The following is a 17,245-nucleotide window of genomic DNA, read 5'->3' as shown; positions in this document are numbered from 1 at the left end:
GGTTGACCAGGAAATTCAGTCACAGACTTGTCAGATGTCTCGGGCATAATCAAACACATGTTCGACCGGAACATCATCCAATCGTCAGACCTGGACACCGTCACGGCGGCCGAGCTGGTGGACGCGATCGGCCGCACTTACCGCATGGAATCGGCACTGACGGGGCGACGACTGGCCGCGGTGGCCGCGTTGCTGCGTCGGCGCCGCACCGTCGAAAGCGGCGACCCCGAGCGCGCCTACGCCACCATCGACGCCGTGGAGCAGACATCGGCTGAAGTGGCGGCAGCGCTCAACATCTCGCCGATGGCCGCGTCCTACCAGGTGTATTACGCCGAAGCACTCGACATCCGGCTTCCGCAAGTCGGCGCACTGCTCGCGCAGGGCCAAACTGATTGGCGCACTGTCCAGCTGATCATCAGTCGCACGGACCTAGTGCTTGACGAGGCGCTAATCGCCAAGCTCGACGCGTCGCTTGCGGCCCGGATCGGCAACTGGCAGGGCTGGTCACGGCAGCGGGTCGTCAACGCCATCGACAAGCAGGTGTTGAACATCGACCCCGATGCCGCACGTGAGCGCCGCCGCCGCACCGACCAGCACCGCGAGATCGGCATCACCCCATTGGCCAACGGCGTGGCGGACCTGTGGGGAACTGTGAACGCCGTCGACGCAGCCGCATTCGACCGCGCGCTATCCCAGCTCGCCAAGTCGGTGTGTCGCAATGATCCGCGCACCATGATGGAACGCCGAGTCGACGCGTTGGGAGCCTTGACGGCCGGCACCTCGCTAACCTGTCGTTGCGGCGAGCCGGGCTGCCCGGCACGCAACACCGACGAAAGCGCACGGAGCAGCACCCCGGTGGTAGTCAACGTCATTGCAGGTGCCGACACGTTGGCCGGTCGTGACGACGAGCCCGCCTACATCGAGGGTTACGGCGTGATCGACGCCGAGCAGCTACGCGAATTGGCGACCGACGCTATCCGCCGCATGGTCGATATCTCGGCTTTGAACGCTGATCCGTCGCGCTATCAGCCGTCGGCTGCACTCGAGCGGGCCATCCGCTGCCGAGATCTGACATGTCGATTTCCGGGCTGCGACCGACCCGCCGAATTCTGCGATATCGACCATACGATTCCGTTCAATCACGCCGACCCTGCCGCCGGTGGGCTGACCGTCCCGGGAAACCTGAAATGCCTTTGCAGGCTTCATCATCGAATCAAGACGTTCTTCGGAGGCGTCACCGGATGGCGCGATATTCAACTGCCCGACGGGACGGTGATCTGGACCTCTCCGACCGGGAAGACCTACCGCACCGCACCGGCCGGTGCCGACCTGTTCGGTGGGACCCCGCCGCGCCGGAAGCGAACGCGCGCACAGGAACGCGCCGCCCGGATCGCCCGGTCACGGGCCGACAACCGGGTTCAGCGACGAATCAACGACGCCGAACGCGAACTACGGGAAGCCCGCAAGGATGAGATCGAAGCCCGTAGATTCCGAAATCACATGCGCGACATGCTGTTCACATTCAAAGGAACACCCAGCACCAGCCCGTTCTGCAGCTGGGTGAACGATCCGCGCGAATCCGAGGAGCTTCCGCCGGACTGGCGACCACCGCCACGGCCCGAGGCTCCGGACGATCCACCCTTCTGAGCGCCGGTTCCCCGGCACCAGCCCTATCGTGTTCCGGTGGATGGAACACCGTTCGGCCGAGAGCAGCTGATCGAGTTGTTGGGCCGCGGCGGCATGGGCGAGGTGTGGCACTCATCGCCTGCGCCACAGTGGCCGTCGCCGTGATCGCAGCGGCCGAAAGCATCCCCTCGTTGCTGCCATTGAGCGGGCTCGACACACCCGAAGGCGTGGCGGTGGACGGTGCTGGCAGCGTCGACCTCGCCGACTTCGACAACCGCCGTGTACTGAGGCTCCCCGCGGGTCGTCCACTCCGGACGCGCCGATTCCTCCGCCCCGGCCTCGCTGCCCTTCGTCGGCCTCCACGCGCCCCACGGTGTCGCGGCGGATTCGACCGGCAACGTCTACGTCGCGGATGCTGGCAACAACCGGGTGCTGAAGCTGTTCCTGCAATAGCGTTACGAACCTGTCGGGCGTCAACCGGCACAGTCAGGCATGCTTACCGGCATGGACGTGGATGCCCTGCTGCAGTCGATCCCGCCGCTGCTGGTGTACGTAGTGGTCGGCGGGGTGATCGGGGTCGAGAGCCTGGGCATTCCGCTGCCCGGCGAGATCATGCTGGTCGCCGCTGCGCTGCTCTCCTCGCACCACGACATCGCGGTCAACCCGGTGGGCGTGGGCGTCGCTGCGGTGATCGGCGCCGTGGTCGGCGACTCGATCGGGTACACGGTCGGCCGAAAACTGGGCATGCCGATGTTCGACTGGCTCGGCCGACGGTTCCCGCGCCACTTCGGCCCCGGCCACGTCGCGCTGGCCGAACGGCTGTTCCACCGCTGGGGTTCGCACGCAGTGTTCTTCGGTCGCTTCATCGCGCTGTTGCGCATCTTCGCCGGACCGCTGGCCGGCGCGCTGAAAATGCACTACCCGCGGTTCTTGTTCGCCAACATGTCCGGAGCCATCTGCTGGGCAGGTGGCACCACGGCCCTGGTCTACTTCGCGGGCATCGCCGCCGAACGCTGGCTGCAGCGATTTTCCTGGATCGGGCTGGTCATCGCGGTGGTGGCAGGCACCACCATCGCGATCGTGATGCGCAACCGCGCCGCGCAATTGGTCGCCGAACTCGGCGAAGAACAGGACCAGGAGACCGATCCGACAGCGGCCTGAGGGCCCTTAAGGATCAGCCCTGTTCGGCGGCCGCCTCCAACGCGGCGACGTCGAGTTTGCCCATCGTCATCATCGCCGCGGTGACCCGCCGGGCCAGCTGCGGATCGGGATCCTTGAGCAGGTCGGTGAGCTGGCGCGGCACGATTTGCCAGGACAGGCCGAAACGGTCCTTGAGCCATCCGCAGGGGCCCTCACTGCCGCCGCCGGCGGTCAACTCCGTCCAGTATCGGTCGACCTCCTGCTGGTCGGCGCAGTCGATCTGGAACGACACCGCCTCGGTGAACACGAACTGTGGGCCGCCGTTGAGGGCGACATACGGCTGGCCGTCCAGTTCGAACTCGACGGTCATCACCGCGCCCTCGTTGCCGCCCGGGCTGTCCGTCTGGTAGCGGGTCACCGCGGTGACCCGCGAGTTGGGCACCACGCGGGTGTACAGTTCGGCGGCCTGCTCAGCCTGGCCGTCGAACCACAGGCAGGGCGTAATGGTGGGCATGGCAGATTCTCCATTCACTGGTCGGTCTAAAGGTCAGACCTGGCGGGGCGGCCAAACTCATCGCACGGATACCCGGACCGACAAAACCGACTCGTCAGTAACCGTTGAAAGGGCGCGGCGATCGGAGCAAGGTGGAGGGTGGCCCGCAACGGTGCCGGGCACATACCACTGGAGGCTCGCAACCGACGGAGGCAGACCATGTATGCACGTTCTTCCACCATCCAAGCGCACCCGTCATTCATCGACGAGGGAATCACTCACGTCCGTGACGTGGTGATGCCGACCCTCGCCGACATGGACGGCTGCATCGGGATGTCGATGTTGATCGATCGCGACAGCGGCCGATGCATCATCACCTCGTCGTGGCGGGATGAGGACACGCTGCAGGCCAGCGAAAGCCGGGCCACAGCGCTCCGTGACCACGCGGTCGCGATCTTCCACGCCAAGGCCGAGATCTCCCGCTGGGAGATCGCCGCGCTACGCCGCAACCACCGCTCGGACCGCCGCGCCGGGGTGCGTGCCACCTGGCTGCGGATCGAGCCGGAGCGGCTGGACCGTCTCGTCGACGCCTACAAGCTGGCGTTGGTTCCGTTGCTGGAGGATCTTGACGGGTTCTGCAGCACCAGCCTGATGATCGACCACGCCACGGGTCGCGCCGTCGCATCGGTCAGCTTCGACGACCGGGCCGCGATGATCGCCAGCCGCGCCGCCGAGCAGACCATCTGGTCCGGAGCTGTCGCCGACACCGGCATGCAGATCGCCGACGTCTACGAGTTCGACCTGGCGATCGCGCACCTCAACGCCCCCGAGATGGCCTGACAGGAGCACACAGGGACGCTGAGCAACGTTACATTTTTCATCAATATCGTTACGCGGCGCCGCTTGACGGCGAATTTGGTTCTGCCAGGATGAAGGCGTGAGTCCGCGCGCCGTCGATCTGGTCGCGGCGTTGCGCCGCGTTGGTGTCACCGAGGCTGACGATTCCGTCCGTCGGCGCGCGGAGTACTCCACCGACGCATCGTTGTACCGGGTGCTGCCCGAGGTCGTGGTGTTTCCACGTCACCGCGACGAGATCGCTGCGATCGTCGAGGTGGCCCGCTCCACCGGAGCACCGCTGACCGCCCGCGGCGCGGGCACCTCGATCGCCGGCAACGCGGTCGGTGCGGGCATGGTGATCGATTTCTCCCGGCACCTCAATACGATTCACCACATCGACCCGGAATCGGCCACCGCACTGGTCGCACCCGGCGTGGTGCTCGACGATGTGCAGCGCGCCGCCGCCCGCCACGGGCTGCGGTTCGGTCCGGATCCTTCCACGCACAGCCGCTGCACCATCGGCGGCATGATCGGCAACAACGCATGCGGCTCGCGCGCCCTCGGATATGGCCGTACTGCCGACAACGTCGTTGCCCTCGAACTGGTCACCGGAACCGGGGAAATCCTGCGGACTACCGACGATCACTCCCCCACCCTCGAGGCGCTGCGCGCACTGGTCCGGACGCGGCTTGCGGTGATCCGCACCGAGTTCGGCCGCTTTTCGCGGCAGGTGTCAGGTTATTCGCTGGAACACCTGTTGCCCGAGGCCGGATTCGACGTCGCGAAGGGATTCGTCGGCTCCGAGGGAACCTGGGGTATCGCCACCGAAGCGACGCTGCGACTGGTACGCACCCCGCGATGCCATGCGCTGCTGGTGCTGGGCTACCCCGACATGGCTACCGCCGCCGACGCGGTGCCGGCGCTACTGGCGCACAAGCCGATCGCGTTGGAAGGCATCGATGCCCGCATCGTCGACGTGGTGCGGCGCCGCAAGGGAACGGTGCCCGCGCTGCCCGACGGCCAGGGCTGGTTGTTCGTCGAGTTCGGCGGGGAAGACGAGGGCGAGGTGTCGGCGCGTGCTCACGCCGCGCTGGCAGACGCGGCGGCCCACGACGGTTGGGTGGTGCCCGAGGCCAGCGCGGCGATGGCGCTGTGGCGCATCCGCGAGGACGGCGCCGGACTGGCCGCCCGCGCCACCGACCCGCCCGGGCTGGCCGGCTGGGAGGATGCGGCCGTCCCACCGGAGCACCTCGGCGCGTACCTGCGCGCCTTCGAAGCGTTGATGGCCGAACGCGACTTGACCGGGGTGCCCTACGGACATTTCGGTGACGGCTGCGTGCATATCCGTCTCGACTTCCCGCTGCAGCGGCCTGACGGTCGCCGCATCTTCCGCGATTTCCTCACCGACGCAGCACAATTGGTCGCCCATTACGGCGGGTCGATGTCCGGTGAACACGGTGATGGTCGCGCCCGGGGCGAGCTCCTACCGCTGATGTATTCGCCGGCGGCCATCGAGGCGTTTGGCGCGGTCAAGGCCGTGTTCGATCCGGCCGACGTGCTGAACCCCGGTGTGATCGTGCGCCCCCGGCCGGTCGACGCGGAGCTGCGTGACGTCGCCGCGGCGCCGGTTCGGACCGGCCTCGGGTTCGGCTACCACGCTGACGGCGGCGATTTTTCCGCGGCTGTACACCGCTGTACCGGGGTCGGCAAATGCCGCGTGGCCGAGGGGCCGGGGGTGATGTGCCCGTCATATCGGGCCACTCGGGACGAGAAGGACTCCACCCGCGGCCGAGCGCGGGTGCTGCAGGAACTCGCCAACGGCTCGGTGGTGCGCGGCTGGCGTTCCCCCGAAGTACTCGAATCGCTGGATCTGTGCCTGTCCTGCAAGGCGTGCTCCTCGGAATGCCCCACCGGCGTCGACATGGCCACCTACAAATCTGAGGTGCTCTATCAGCGCTACCGGCGGCGGCTGCGCCCGGCCTCGCACTACTCGCTGGGCTGGTTGCCGCGGTGGGCGCGATTGGCGTCGCTGGCACCGGGACCGGTGAACCGGTTGGCGGGCAGTCGATTCGCCGCGGCCGGCAAGCGATTGGCCGGGGTGGATTCGCGGCGAGACCTGCCACTGTTCGCACCGCAGACGTTTCGGCGGTGGTTCGCCGGGCATCCGGTGGCCGACGGAGTTCCGGTGCTGTTGTGGGTGGACACCTTCACCAACCACTTCACCCCCCAGGTGGGCATCGCCGCGGTCGCCGTGCTGGAATCCGCCGGCTATTCGGTGCGTGTCCCGCAACACCGGCTGTGTTGTGGGCTGACCTGGATCTCCACCGGACAGCTGGGTACCGCACGAAAACAGTTGCGCACCAGCGTGAACGCGTTGGCCGATTCTGCTGCGGCCGGAATTCCGATCGTCGGACTGGAGCCCTCCTGCACCGCCGTTTTCCGCGGCGATGCGGTTGAACTGCTGGGCGCCGACGACGCGGTGAGTGCGGTGTCCGGATCGGTGCGGACATTGGCCGAGCTGCTGTCCACCACCGAGAGCTGGGTGCCGCCTGATCTGTCCAGCACGTCCGCTGTTTTCCAAACCCACTGCCACCAGCACGCCGTGCTCGGCGCCGAGGCCGATCTGGCGCTGCTACGCACGGCCGGGGTCGACATCCGAGTGGTCGACGGATGCTGCGGCCTGGCGGGCAATTTCGGCGCGGAACGCGGCCACTACGACGTCAGTGTCGCCGTTGCCGAGAACGATCTGCTGCCCGCCGTCCGTGACCACCCGGACGCCACGGTGCTCACCGACGGCTTCTCCTGCCGGACCCAACTCGACCATCTGGCGTCGCGGTCGGGCGTGCACCTGGCCGAGTTGTTGTGGTCAGCCGCCCAGCGCTAAATCGGGTGTCCGCTCGCGGAGGTGCGCACGCTGCGGTTCGCCGCGATACCGCGACGGCCGACCGCCGATCTTGCAGATCCGCCACATCAGCTGCGAAGCAGGGTTCATCAACCCGAGTTCGTGGCACAGCAACCGGATGTCGGCGAACATCGCCCGCAGCACCTGGCGCGACTGCGCCCCGGCGAAGAACGCCTCCCTGCGCACCGAACGCGGAACGTCGAACTGCCTGAAGAATCGTCGCGGCGGCACCACCATCGCCTGGCCCAGCAGGCGCATGATCATCGGCACATACAGCGACAGCAAGAACCTGCTGCCCCACAGCAGGTTCGGAACGCGTTTGCGAAGGTACTCATGGGCGAACGAGATATGGCGCGCTTCCTCGGCGACATGGATCGCGATCACGTTCCGTACGACCGGAGGCAGCGGCCGATCCTCACGCAACGCATTGGTCTGCAGGTGATCGAACGGGACTTCTCCGGCCAAGACGCCGAAGAAGAACGAGCTCGGCATGGGCCCGGCGTAGAGCGGGACCAGTGGTGAAAGCCAGCGCAGCCAGCGCGGCATCCCGGGCACATCGAACCCGATTCGGTTCACCATCTCCTGAAACATCAAGGTGTGGTTGCACTCTTCGATGGCTTCGTGCAGGCAGTACCGATACTCCGGGGAGCCGTTGGGCACCCAGGCCGCGTAGTTCAACAGGCCCCGGATAAGGATGCCTTCGAAGTGGACACCGACCTTGGCCATGTTGGCTTGTCTCCACATGCCGATCGCGATCTGCCGGTCGAGTGGCTGAGCTCGATACCACGGGTGACGCCCCAGCGGATCGGTCTCCGATAGGACCCAACGCGCATCCTCATGACTGACGGTGAAATCCGGTTCTTCCCAGTGGACGTCGTCGTATGCGTCGAAGGAGTGCCGCGCTGAGCTTTCGGAGAGCCTGGTGAGATTGGCGCAGTAGGACGCGTCATCGCTGACATCCAGGTGGCGCCGCCACCGGCCGAGACCCCACCTTCCCACAACCAGCAGGCCACCGGCCCCCAACAGGGCGCCGAGCAGCCAGCAGGCATCACCTAATAAGACCGCCATGAGACCCCCCTCGCCGGACATTCTAATGCCCCCATCGCGCCGGCGCGCGTCCAGCGCCGTCCGGTGACCATGGCTCTCACGAGCTGTGATCGGGCGTAGCTGCCGGCGCCGCGGCACGATCCCCGATCATGCCGTCGTTGTCGACGTCGATCCCGAGCGCTTGCTCTAGATGCGCGATCACGTCCTGAATCGGCGACGGTGCCGGCTCCTCGACGGGTACCGGTACCGGTGCACCGCCGACAGGCAACGCCACCGGCGCCGGGGCAGGGTCCGCCAGCGGCTCGGCCATCTTTCGGAACTGCGCGTCGCCCGGTTGCGTCGATCGAGGCGCGGGGTCCGGCAAAACCGGCGGCACCACGACCGAAGCCGGCGGAGCAGCAACGCGACGACCGGGCACCGCCGTGGTTTTGGCGACGCCGACGCTGGTACTCGCCCCGGCCGGCGCTCGGTCTCCGAACAACGCTCCTCGTGCCTCCGCCACCATCATCGCCGCGACCAGCAGGGTCAGTGCGACGGCGGCGACCAGCAGCCAGTCACCGCGGTAGAGCCCAGCGGGCACCCGCCGTGCCGGCGCGGCCATCCCCTCGTCGATGGGGCCGTGCGCGACGGCGGCTTTTCCGGCCGCGATCGCCGCCCCGCGGGCCAGCGCCAGTTCGGCATCAATCAACGAAATTGGTTGCGCGGACAGGGCGTGTCGAAGTCGCGCCGAGAACCCGTCGACCGCCAAGGGGCGCGAGACCATGACGAATACATCGTCCGGTCGCCAGTCGGCAACGAGCGTGCCCAGCGATGTCAATGGCGCGTCGTCGCGGTGCATACAGATCGCGGTGCGATGCGCGCCATCGCGGCCGTCGGACAGTACCGCGATCGTCTTGTCCTCGGCGATCAGGCTGACGGCCGTTCGTCGGCAACGCTTACTCACACCGATCGTCGCGGCCAGCGCCGCCGCGGCGTCGGTCAGCTCGAACGCCTGTATCTCGCCGATGTCCGAGCCGGCCAACAGGGCTGCCAACGTCAGCCCATGCTGCTCGGCTTCGGCCGTGCAGGTCAGTCCGACCGCACGCACCGGGTAGCCCTGCTCCGCCGCGTCGCGAACAGCCGCCACGACCGACGCCGCAACGGCTTCCATTCCCGCGATGGACAGCACAACGGTGTCGCGGGTCACGGTGTCCGCGTCGGCGCCGACGTCGCCGACCACAACTAGACCCGCACGCGTCGCCGACAGTGATATTCCCAGCACAGCCGCCACCGACATCCCCCTCGGCGTTACCGCCCAAGCCCCCCCGGATTAGGCTAGGTTAGCCTAACCCCATCGGGGGTTCGCGTGTCAAACCGATACCCTGTAACCATGCTGAACAAGATTGGGATGGGTGCGGCTGCGATCGTCACCGCATTCGCCTTCGCCGCACCCGCACAGGCCGACGACGCAACCTACCTGGACTATCTGCGGTCGCATGGCCAGAACGTGTCGACCTATGCGCCGGCCAACAATGACTGGGTGACGGCCGGGCATTTCGCCTGCGCCCGGCTGCGAGACGGTGAGAACCCCGCCCAGGCCGCAAACCACCCGCAGCACCCGTTCAAAGAGAACGGTCCGCTGGTTGTCGAGGCCGCCCAGCACGAGCTGTGCCCCGACCAGCTCTGAGCTGGACTCAACGCGGTCACGTGGCGTTTGCCGGTTGCCGACATCGGCGATCATCCTGGCGTATTCGCCGTACTGAAGCCTGCGCACGTCATAGGTGTCGACCGATGTGGTCAGCCCATCGCGCGACATCGTGTCGACTTTTCAACACCTGCGATGCATCCGGTAACGGGAGAACTTCCCTTAGCAGGGGCATTCTTGTGGTCCCGACTGGGATCGAACCAGTGACCTTCCGCGTGTGAGGCGGACGGAATAGCCACTGAGCTGCAGTTTATCTACTTCTATGCGTCGAATGCGGCGCACTGAACGCGTCTGACGCAAGCCACTCGCCCGACGACCGGACACAAACCGGACACGGTGACCGAACTCCCGACGAGGGTGCCTCCACCCAGCTGGCCACCCCGATCGGCGCCGCCTGGGCTGAGAGAACAGGCTCCCTAAAGCCCGGCACCACCAACCCTACAAACACACCACTACGGGGCGACCCACCCGCCTCACGCAGCCACACCCCGAACGGCCAACCGGAACGCGGCCGGAGCGGCGCCCAGACTGCTTCACGGCGCACGCCGGGGAGTGCTGGTGACCACCCAGCCGTACTGACCGCCGGGACGTGTCAGACATCCCCATCTGTGCTCTCGTGAACGAGAGCACAGATGGGGATGTCTAGGGCAGGCTCGTCGGATCGATACCGGCCGCCGTACACATGCGCTCGAAGTGCGTCGGGTCGCACTCTCGCAAGAACTGCATGCACCGGCGGATCTGTCCGTGCACCGCTCGTGCGTCGAGCACGTCAACGCTCTCGCTTCCCTCGCCGTGGGAGTGCTTGTTGCAGAAGCTGAACACGTCGCGGTAGGGCTCACCTGGCTGCGCCTGAACCAGAACTTCGAGCTGCTGCGCGAAGTCTGTGCGGTGCGGCGCTTTGTAACTGGCGAAGATCTCAAGAACCCGTCGGACCGCGTTCGGCAGCAGGAATAGGCGGTCGTGGTCCTCGGAATCAAGGACCCCGGCCATCACCATCGAGAAGAGATAGGCGTACTCGGAGGTGTTCTTCACCAGGACTTGGGGCAGCACTCCCATCTTCGATGTTCGCTCGCCGTCCGTTGCGGATGCGTAGACCTCTAGGAAGGAAGCCCTGGGAAACAGGAGTTCGGCAGGGTCTTGGTCCCGGATCGCCTTCATCGACTTCCCCCACATCCCCTTGTGGGACAGAAGGAACAGCCGGAGCAAGCCGAAGTCGTGGGTCAGGACGATGTACTGGCCGAACTTCTCCAGGGTGTCGAACAGCCACTGATGCGTGGCGAACAGGGCTTCGCGGTCCAGCGAACTCGACGGATCGTCGATCACGACAATGCGCTGCGCCTTATCGATTCCGGGGGTCTGTCCGTCCTCCAAGTTCCGAAGAAAGTAGAGCAGGGACAGGGTTGTCCGCTCGCCGTCACTGAGATCGGTGCCCGGCTGATCACCTCGTCGACACGCATACGACTTGCCGTCGTCGGTGACGGCCACGCTGATGTGGTCGTTGCCGTAAACGCGGGCAAGATCTCTGGTGAGTGTGTCTGCCATGTCCTTGGTCGTGAACTGCGCCTGACGCACCTCGTCGAGTCGCTTCTCGGCGAGCTGGGCAGACTTGGCGCTCGCAGATACCTGCGCAGCGTGCGCGGTTACCTGCCCGTCGAGTTCACGGAACGCTTCGGCTTGAGAACCCGTGATGTGGTCCAGAACGGTCTTCTTGCGATCCGCACTTAGGTCAGCGTGGTCGCGCACCTGCTGGTTGTGTTCGGCGATCGCCTGCGTCAGAACCGTGGTCGCTGGCGGTGAACCGAGGACGGACCATACAGGTGGTTCGGGCGTGCAGCTCGGATCCGCGATCTTCAGATCGAGGGAAGCCTCGACCCGTTCGCACGCTGCCACTCGTTCGCCGACTTCGGTGGAGAGCCGTTCGGCTGCCAACCGATATGCCGCCTGGAGGTCGCTCGCCAGACTCGTGGAGTCGGGGATCGAGTTCATCCACGCCGTGAGCGCCTTCTTCTCCCTGGTGGCGGATTCCTTGAGCTGCGTGGCCCTGCCTCGAATGTCGAGCCAGCTCTCGTCGAAGTGTCGTGCCAGCTGCGTTCGGCGTTCCGGGGTGATCGCTCCGGCGCAGAACAGGCACTCATCACTCTCGGCGTGCAGCTGTAGTCCCTGCTCGACCCAGGTCTGTGCGGCCGAGCTGTTCTCCAGCGCCTCGATCGCTACTCGGGTAGGGGTTTCGGACAGGAGGTCGGCCAGGGCCGCCAGGTCTGACGCAACCGCTGAGGGCGGCGTGGGCACCTCGGCTACTGGGGACGGCTCACCCTCTCCGAGTCGCTGCAGGGCCTCGGTCTGGCTGGCCGCGTTAGGGAAGTCTCCCTTGTAGGCGCGCAGGTTCTCTTCGATCTTCGGGATCGAGTAGCGGCTTCGGGTGAAGTGCTGATAGTCGAAGGTCTGCAGTTCCGAGACGATCCGCTCCTGCACCGCTTTGGCGAGCTCTTTGAGCTTCTTTTCGGCGGTGTCCTGACCCTTCTTCGCCTCGCGCGCCTCGGACTTCAGGCGATCAACCTCCCCGACGAGTCTCTCCTCCTCCCCCTTGGCGTCGATCGCCTCCTTGCCGAGGGTGACGATCGCGGCGGCGCTGGCGCCGTCGAGGAACGCCGACAGATTCTCCTCGACCCATCTGCGGGTGTAGACGGCCATGTGAGGCGACGGGCTGTTGCCGCCCGCGCGAACGGCTGTCTTATGCCCCTTCTCGTCCTCCCAGATAACGCCGGTCGCGGAGCTTGATTCAGCCAAGCTCAGAAGGAGTTCGGAGACCGTAGACTTGCCGCTCCCGTTGTGTCCGTAGACGATTGTTCGCTTACCAAGGGGGAAATCGCTTGACCAGAATCCGGTGTTGAGGGAGCGCCACGGGGCCTTGACGTCGAGTCGGCGGAGCATTGTCGGATTTTAGGTCAGCGGTATGACACGTCGATCGACGGCGGCGATCGTCAGTCCCATGTCGAGCAGGTACTGCCCGTCTTCCTCCGGGGGTGATCCTCATCTCCCACTACTCGCTCGCCGGTGTCCGGGTCGACCTGCCAGAGCACGGCGTCGTCGCCCTCCCACTGCAGCTCGGTGCGCCAGTCGCCGCCTTCTTCATCGCGGAAGCTCATCCGGTCGATCACCGCGGGATTGAAAATCAGGCGAGTCGCGCCGGAATCACCTGCTCGCATTTCGTCCGGAACTGCACCCCACCCCAAATCCACCCACCCACCCACCTCACGCGACCACACCCGAACGGCCAGTCGGAACACGGCCGGAGCCGCGGACGCCGGGAGACCGCGAGCGCCCGCGGCCTGCAAGGCCGCCGGGTGCAAGCCGGCCGGACGGCGGGAGCGGCGTAGGCCGTGTTCCGGCTGGGACCAACAGACTGGGCATATCTGCCCAAAGCTCCCCGAGGGACCGCCCACCCCCATCCCCGTCCACCAGTCGATGTTCCCACCGTTGACAATCACGCTCGGCGCTTGGATGGCTCTCGCACGCTAACGCTAACGCAAAGCGATATCAATCAGGTGCGGAGTCCCGTCGTCAGCCACATCTCCCCAAGCCACCATCGACACCGGGTCCTTCATCGATCCGCTTGACCCAGACGCCCGGAGATCGGCGATCATCTTGAGTTCCGCCTGGTTGAGCTCGACTACCGTTGCGAATACCGCCACCACGTGACCCGCCCCATACCGGATGAATCCAACTGGGCCAGCGACATCTTCCAACACGACATCCCGTTCAGCGTTCGGCTCACCGATGAGTACATGAAACTGCAGATTCTGGTATTGGGGCGGTGCTGGCCACCATTGAATGTCGTCAGCCGACTCAACACCGCCAGTTGTCAGCGACCTTCCTAGAGTTGTTGTCGGCGTGAGGATCACCGCGGCTCGCCGCCACCCCCGTGCTATTTCGTTCGGCGGTGTGAACTTCGTTAGTTGTCGATCCACATCCGGCGGCAATCTCGATATCGACTCAGCCGTGAACGCGAACTGCCAGCACCCCTCATGAATGCTCAGCTTCACGGCGCCCATCTGACGGCGTGTGCCAATGTAGACGCTCGTCTGGCCGCGCTGGTTGAAGTGCGCCTTGACAACCCACGCTTCCGAACGAGGACCATCGGGACATCCGACCGCCCAGATCAAAGACTGCTTATTGCCCGCCAACAGCCACGGCTCGGGCGGGCACTGAAAACGATCTGCCTGCATCAGCTCTCGGACACCTGTTCAACCCCGGGCTTCACTTCAATCGCGGTGGGGAAATAGTTCTCTGACAATCCCCAGGCGCGCCAAAGGCCGTCGGGGCACAACACCATCGTCAGAATGTGAACTTGCTCCAGCGGCACTTCGCCGAAGGCCCTCATCGCGTGGTTTGCGTTGGGCATGAATTTCACGTAGGCGATCGTGTCGTCGTCCGGACACGCCACCACGAACTGCATCATCCCGCATCCGGCCAGGCGTGCCAGTGGTTCTTCGAAATCCCCCCATGCAGGTGGATGGAAGGTCAGATTGTATAGGGCCGTGCGCAATTCGGGCTTGTCGAGCAAAGCCGTCCACCATAGGAAGGCCGCTCCGAGGGGCGTGGCTGGGTCAGGTCCACCGCTGGGAAAGAACGCTTCCATCGACTCCTCTGTGGAAACCGTCACCAGAGGAAAGGGCCCGTCCTTGTCCGATTCGTTCGTTTCAGCTGCTGCAGCAAGGTGCGCGAAGAGAGGCACCGTCTTCCGTAGCGTCAGGTAGTACTCCGCGACACTGAAGTGCGGGCGGGTGTAGGCGGCACGTTGCGCCCGCATGCACCCGATGGTCACCGCTGGCGCAAGGTCGAGCTGGTCCTGCAGGAAGTCATCGGGATGCACAACGTCGATGTCGTAGGGATCCAATGCGGCAGTTGGGAAATCGCCGACGTTAGCGGTGACGATGAGCGCAGCGCCACCGCGTACCGCGGCCGCCAGCACGTGACGATCCTTGGGGTGGTTCGACATCGCCGCTACCAGGCCCTGGTAGCCGTCGACCGCCGCATTCGGGAATGCCGTACGCATTAGAGTCAGTCGCCGCGCCGCCTTCTGCGATGGGACGCCAAGCTTCCCCGTTAAGTTGCGTTGGACCTCGGCAAGGATCTCCTCCGACCACAGGGGCTCATACAGATCCGCCTCGCCCAGCCGAAGCAGCAAGTCCGCGAGCTGATACGGCAGCAATACGCAGGCGTCCAGCAGGACCCGGATCTTCGCCACCGTCAACGTGTTGCGATGAAGCCGTTGACTGTCCGGTACCCGTCATCTTCGGACGCCTCGGCGCTCATCGCGGCCAGCGCTTCGCGTCGACGGGCGCGAGTCCGCTGCTGGTAGTCCAAGACGTCCTCCAGCTGCACGCGGCGATGCCGGCCGGGTTTCGTGAAAGCGATCTGGCCTGACTCCAGCAGTTTCACCAGCGTAGGGCGGGAGACACCCAAGAGATCAGCCGCTTCCTGCGTGGACAGCACCGTGCGGCGAGGCTCGACGATCACAGCCTGCCCATCGCCGAGCGCCTTGCCCACATAAACGAGGACATCGCGGAGCTCCTCGGGCAACGGATACGTCCGGCCGTCGGCAGTGACCAGCGACAAAGCGACGTCGGATCCCAAAAGGTCACTCACATCGCACAACGAAGACGCACCGTCGGTGCTGGGAGGAAGCACCGTGTGATCAGCAAGCGCAGTCATAGTGACCATGGTAATTCGAAACAAACGAAACGGCTAGTGGCGGGTTCGTGACACGCGCCGGTACCGCATTACATGGCATAGCTACTCCCCTGCCAGGAACGCGACCCCTCACCGACGATCCCGGAGGCTACCTAGCACGAGGGGACGCTAAACGAGTGCTCAGGCACGATCAGTCCAGATCGCAGATCCGGTCGATGTCGGCCACGGATAGGTTCGCAGCACTCGCGATGGCGGCCTTAGCGCGGCCTTCTTCAACCGCGTCACGGATCAGGTGGTTCCGATGGTCCTCGGCCTGATCCGCCGCGACTTGTCGGAGTGCGCGGTCGCCCTCGGCTGCTTTGATGGCGGCGAGCAGGTCATCCGTTTCGCTCACAGCAACTCGCTTTCGTAGTAGATCCAGTGCAAACCCGTATATGCCGCCGCCTATCCGGCCGGCGAGCTATGCCGTTTCGATCCTTCTCGCCCCGGCCCCTGCGGAACGCGCCTTTCGCTCACGGCGAACTCTGTACGGCATGTCGCTGCGCGGCGTCCAGCCCTACGGTAAGTAACGTCGCTGGCCATGGCGGATGCCTGCCGATACCGGGAGTAGTCCTCAACAGACAGGATCGTCGGCTGCTCCATCGACACCGCGTTTGGGTCTCCCGAAACCGGTTCAAGGAGAAGAACTCCCCGCGGATCGATGGGCAGGTCAACGCCGCTCGTCACGGGATTCTCCTAACCGCATAGCAAGACAAGACGACGGTAGTCGACGATCCACTGGCTGGGTCGAAGACGTTCGACATGCTCGTTCAGTGGGCGACCGCTCGCCTGAGGGTGAGAGTGACGGAGCAACTCCGCACCGCGATGTGGGGATCGCCTATACGCATCGTTCGCGCTACCGTCACGCCGCCGGTCATCAGTTGCTGCCCATCTTGCCGGAACTGATAGCCAGGCTTGCGCAAGTGTGCCGCAGATCGTGCGGCGTGATCGTCTGCACCTTAACGCGCTCGACGGCCCGGTTGAACCAGCCTGTTTCGTCATAGCTGGGCCGTTTCAGGTAACCGCCGGCACGCGCGGGGAACAGTAGATCGTCGGGCCCTTGCCCTCGCACCGTGTCGCCAACCGAGCAGCGCGAGCTGGCGCTGCTGCGGGAGATGGTGCGGCGAGTTCCTGGTGCGCTGCACCGAACACGGCCTGACGCCCGACAAGCACCGACTTTGGGTCCGCATAGGTCCCCCGCCCGGTAGTTGGAATTGGCAGTTGGCGCCGGCCGAGTCGGGCTAGTCTCCGCAGGATGTGCTCGATTGACTGGGGGCTCGTCATCAATGCGCTCGCGGCATTCGGATCGATTGGTGCCGCGGTCGCTGCCTTATACATCGCGACGAAAGACCGTCGCGAACGAATGCGAGAACGAGCGGCCGGCGCCGAAGCACAAGCCAAGCTTGTCATCCTGAACATCACTTCCAGCACCGGACGTGTCGGATGGGATGCACCGGAGTATTACGTCGGATGCGTGAATCACGGCAGCATGCCGATTTTGGATGTGAAGCTCGAGTCCGCGCACATGCGCGGATTCCCCCAAGCTCAACCGAGGCTTTCCGATGCCGTGACGCGGGTGCTGCCGCCGGCACCCGGGTCCAGTACATCGTTCGTCACGCGCTGGGTGGACGAAAAGGACCAGCAGTTCCCTCTGGATGAGAACCAGCAGCACGTCAACACCGTCGACATCGAGGCCACCGTGAGCTTCTCCGACGCCAGCGGCAACCACTGGCGTCGGTCGAATACCGGCACACTGAGACGGCTCTAGAGAGGGGCAGCAGCG

General features: G+C 65.3%; 16 protein-coding genes. 7 read left to right on the top strand and 9 right to left on the bottom strand.

The genetic code is table 11. The features are described from left to right. Positions 1-57 precede the first annotated feature (57 nt). From AC5Y36_RS21695 to AC5Y36_RS21685, 3 genes are all read left to right on the top strand, one after another. Entirely contained in the window at positions 58-1,647 is a 1,590-nt protein-coding gene (locus tag AC5Y36_RS21695; protein WP_500043022.1) for an HNH endonuclease signature motif containing protein, read from the top strand. A 321-nt stretch (positions 1,648-1,968) separates the two neighbouring features. Further along, positions 1,969-2,079, top strand: a complete 111-nt coding sequence (locus AC5Y36_RS21690; RefSeq protein ID WP_500043045.1) for a hypothetical protein — start codon at positions 1,969-1,971, stop codon at positions 2,077-2,079. 51 nt (positions 2,080-2,130) lie between these two features. Continuing rightward, positions 2,131-2,787 (top strand): DedA family protein, encoded by a 657-nt coding sequence (locus tag AC5Y36_RS21685; RefSeq protein ID WP_500043021.1) that lies wholly within the window; start codon positions 2,131-2,133, stop codon positions 2,785-2,787. Between the two features lie 13 nt (positions 2,788-2,800). On the opposite strand, the gene AC5Y36_RS21680 is transcribed toward AC5Y36_RS21685, so the two are convergent. Continuing rightward, positions 2,801-3,280, bottom strand: coding sequence for a VOC family protein (locus tag AC5Y36_RS21680; protein WP_500043020.1), 480 nt, complete (start codon positions 3,278-3,280; stop codon positions 2,801-2,803). Between the two features lie 198 nt (positions 3,281-3,478). On the opposite strand from AC5Y36_RS21680, the gene AC5Y36_RS21675 reads away from it, so the two are divergent. Next, on the top strand, positions 3,479-4,099 hold the full coding sequence (locus AC5Y36_RS21675; protein WP_500043019.1) for an antibiotic biosynthesis monooxygenase: 621 nt from the start codon (positions 3,479-3,481) through the stop codon (positions 4,097-4,099). A gap of 97 nt (positions 4,100-4,196) precedes the next feature. Next, entirely contained in the window at positions 4,197-6,980 is a 2,784-nt protein-coding gene (locus tag AC5Y36_RS21670; RefSeq protein ID WP_500043018.1) for an FAD-binding and (Fe-S)-binding domain-containing protein, read from the top strand. Here AC5Y36_RS21670 and AC5Y36_RS21665 read toward each other — a convergent pair. Together AC5Y36_RS21665 and AC5Y36_RS21660 are read right to left on the bottom strand one after the other, a co-directional pair. After that, positions 6,963-8,066 (bottom strand): AurF N-oxygenase family protein, encoded by a 1,104-nt coding sequence (locus tag AC5Y36_RS21665; protein ID WP_500043017.1) that lies wholly within the window; start codon positions 8,064-8,066, stop codon positions 6,963-6,965. The genes AC5Y36_RS21670 and AC5Y36_RS21665 overlap by 18 nt on opposite strands. 76 nt (positions 8,067-8,142) lie before the next feature. Beyond that, positions 8,143-9,321, bottom strand: coding sequence for a DUF7159 family protein (locus AC5Y36_RS21660; RefSeq protein WP_500043016.1), 1,179 nt, complete (start codon positions 9,319-9,321; stop codon positions 8,143-8,145). A 93-nt stretch (positions 9,322-9,414) separates the two neighbouring features. Between AC5Y36_RS21660 and AC5Y36_RS21655 the strand changes: the two genes are divergently transcribed. After that, complete coding sequence (locus AC5Y36_RS21655) at positions 9,415-9,711, top strand: DUF732 domain-containing protein (protein WP_500043015.1); 297 nt, start codon at positions 9,415-9,417, stop codon at positions 9,709-9,711. Positions 9,712-10,371: 660 nt separating this feature from the next. On the opposite strand, the gene AC5Y36_RS21650 is transcribed toward AC5Y36_RS21655, so the two are convergent. From AC5Y36_RS21650 to AC5Y36_RS21625, 6 genes are all read right to left on the bottom strand, one after another. Continuing rightward, on the bottom strand, positions 10,372-12,660 hold the full coding sequence (locus AC5Y36_RS21650) for an AAA family ATPase (protein WP_500043014.1): 2,289 nt from the start codon (positions 12,658-12,660) through the stop codon (positions 10,372-10,374). A 50-nt stretch (positions 12,661-12,710) separates the two neighbouring features. After that, positions 12,711-12,968 carry a hypothetical protein gene (locus AC5Y36_RS21645; RefSeq protein ID WP_500043013.1) on the bottom strand — a complete coding sequence of 86 codons (258 nt, stop codon included), beginning with the start codon at positions 12,966-12,968 and terminating at the stop codon, positions 12,711-12,713. A gap of 282 nt (positions 12,969-13,250) precedes the next feature. Then, positions 13,251-13,955 (bottom strand): hypothetical protein, encoded by a 705-nt coding sequence (locus tag AC5Y36_RS21640; protein ID WP_500043012.1) that lies wholly within the window; start codon positions 13,953-13,955, stop codon positions 13,251-13,253. Beyond that, complete coding sequence (locus AC5Y36_RS21635) at positions 13,955-14,977, bottom strand: PIN domain-containing protein (protein ID WP_500043044.1); 1,023 nt, start codon at positions 14,975-14,977, stop codon at positions 13,955-13,957. The genes AC5Y36_RS21640 and AC5Y36_RS21635 overlap by 1 nt, the downstream gene beginning before the upstream one ends. Positions 14,978-14,979: 2 nt before the next feature. Beyond that, entirely contained in the window at positions 14,980-15,444 is a 465-nt protein-coding gene (locus tag AC5Y36_RS21630) for a helix-turn-helix domain-containing protein (RefSeq protein ID WP_500043011.1), read from the bottom strand. Between the two features lie 169 nt (positions 15,445-15,613). Beyond that, a complete protein-coding gene (locus AC5Y36_RS21625; protein WP_500043010.1) occupies positions 15,614-15,817 on the bottom strand; it encodes a hypothetical protein in 204 nt (67 codons plus the stop codon). 900 nt (positions 15,818-16,717) lie between these two features. Here AC5Y36_RS21625 and AC5Y36_RS21620 point away from each other — a divergent pair. Next, complete coding sequence (locus AC5Y36_RS21620; RefSeq protein WP_500043009.1) at positions 16,718-17,230, top strand: hypothetical protein; 513 nt, start codon at positions 16,718-16,720, stop codon at positions 17,228-17,230. Positions 17,231-17,245 lie beyond the last annotated feature (15 nt).

This window comes from Mycobacterium sp. NGS50 (assembly GCF_059812545.1).
Note: the sequence above shows the minus strand (reverse complement) of the source record. Positions and strands in the feature narration are given on the sequence as shown.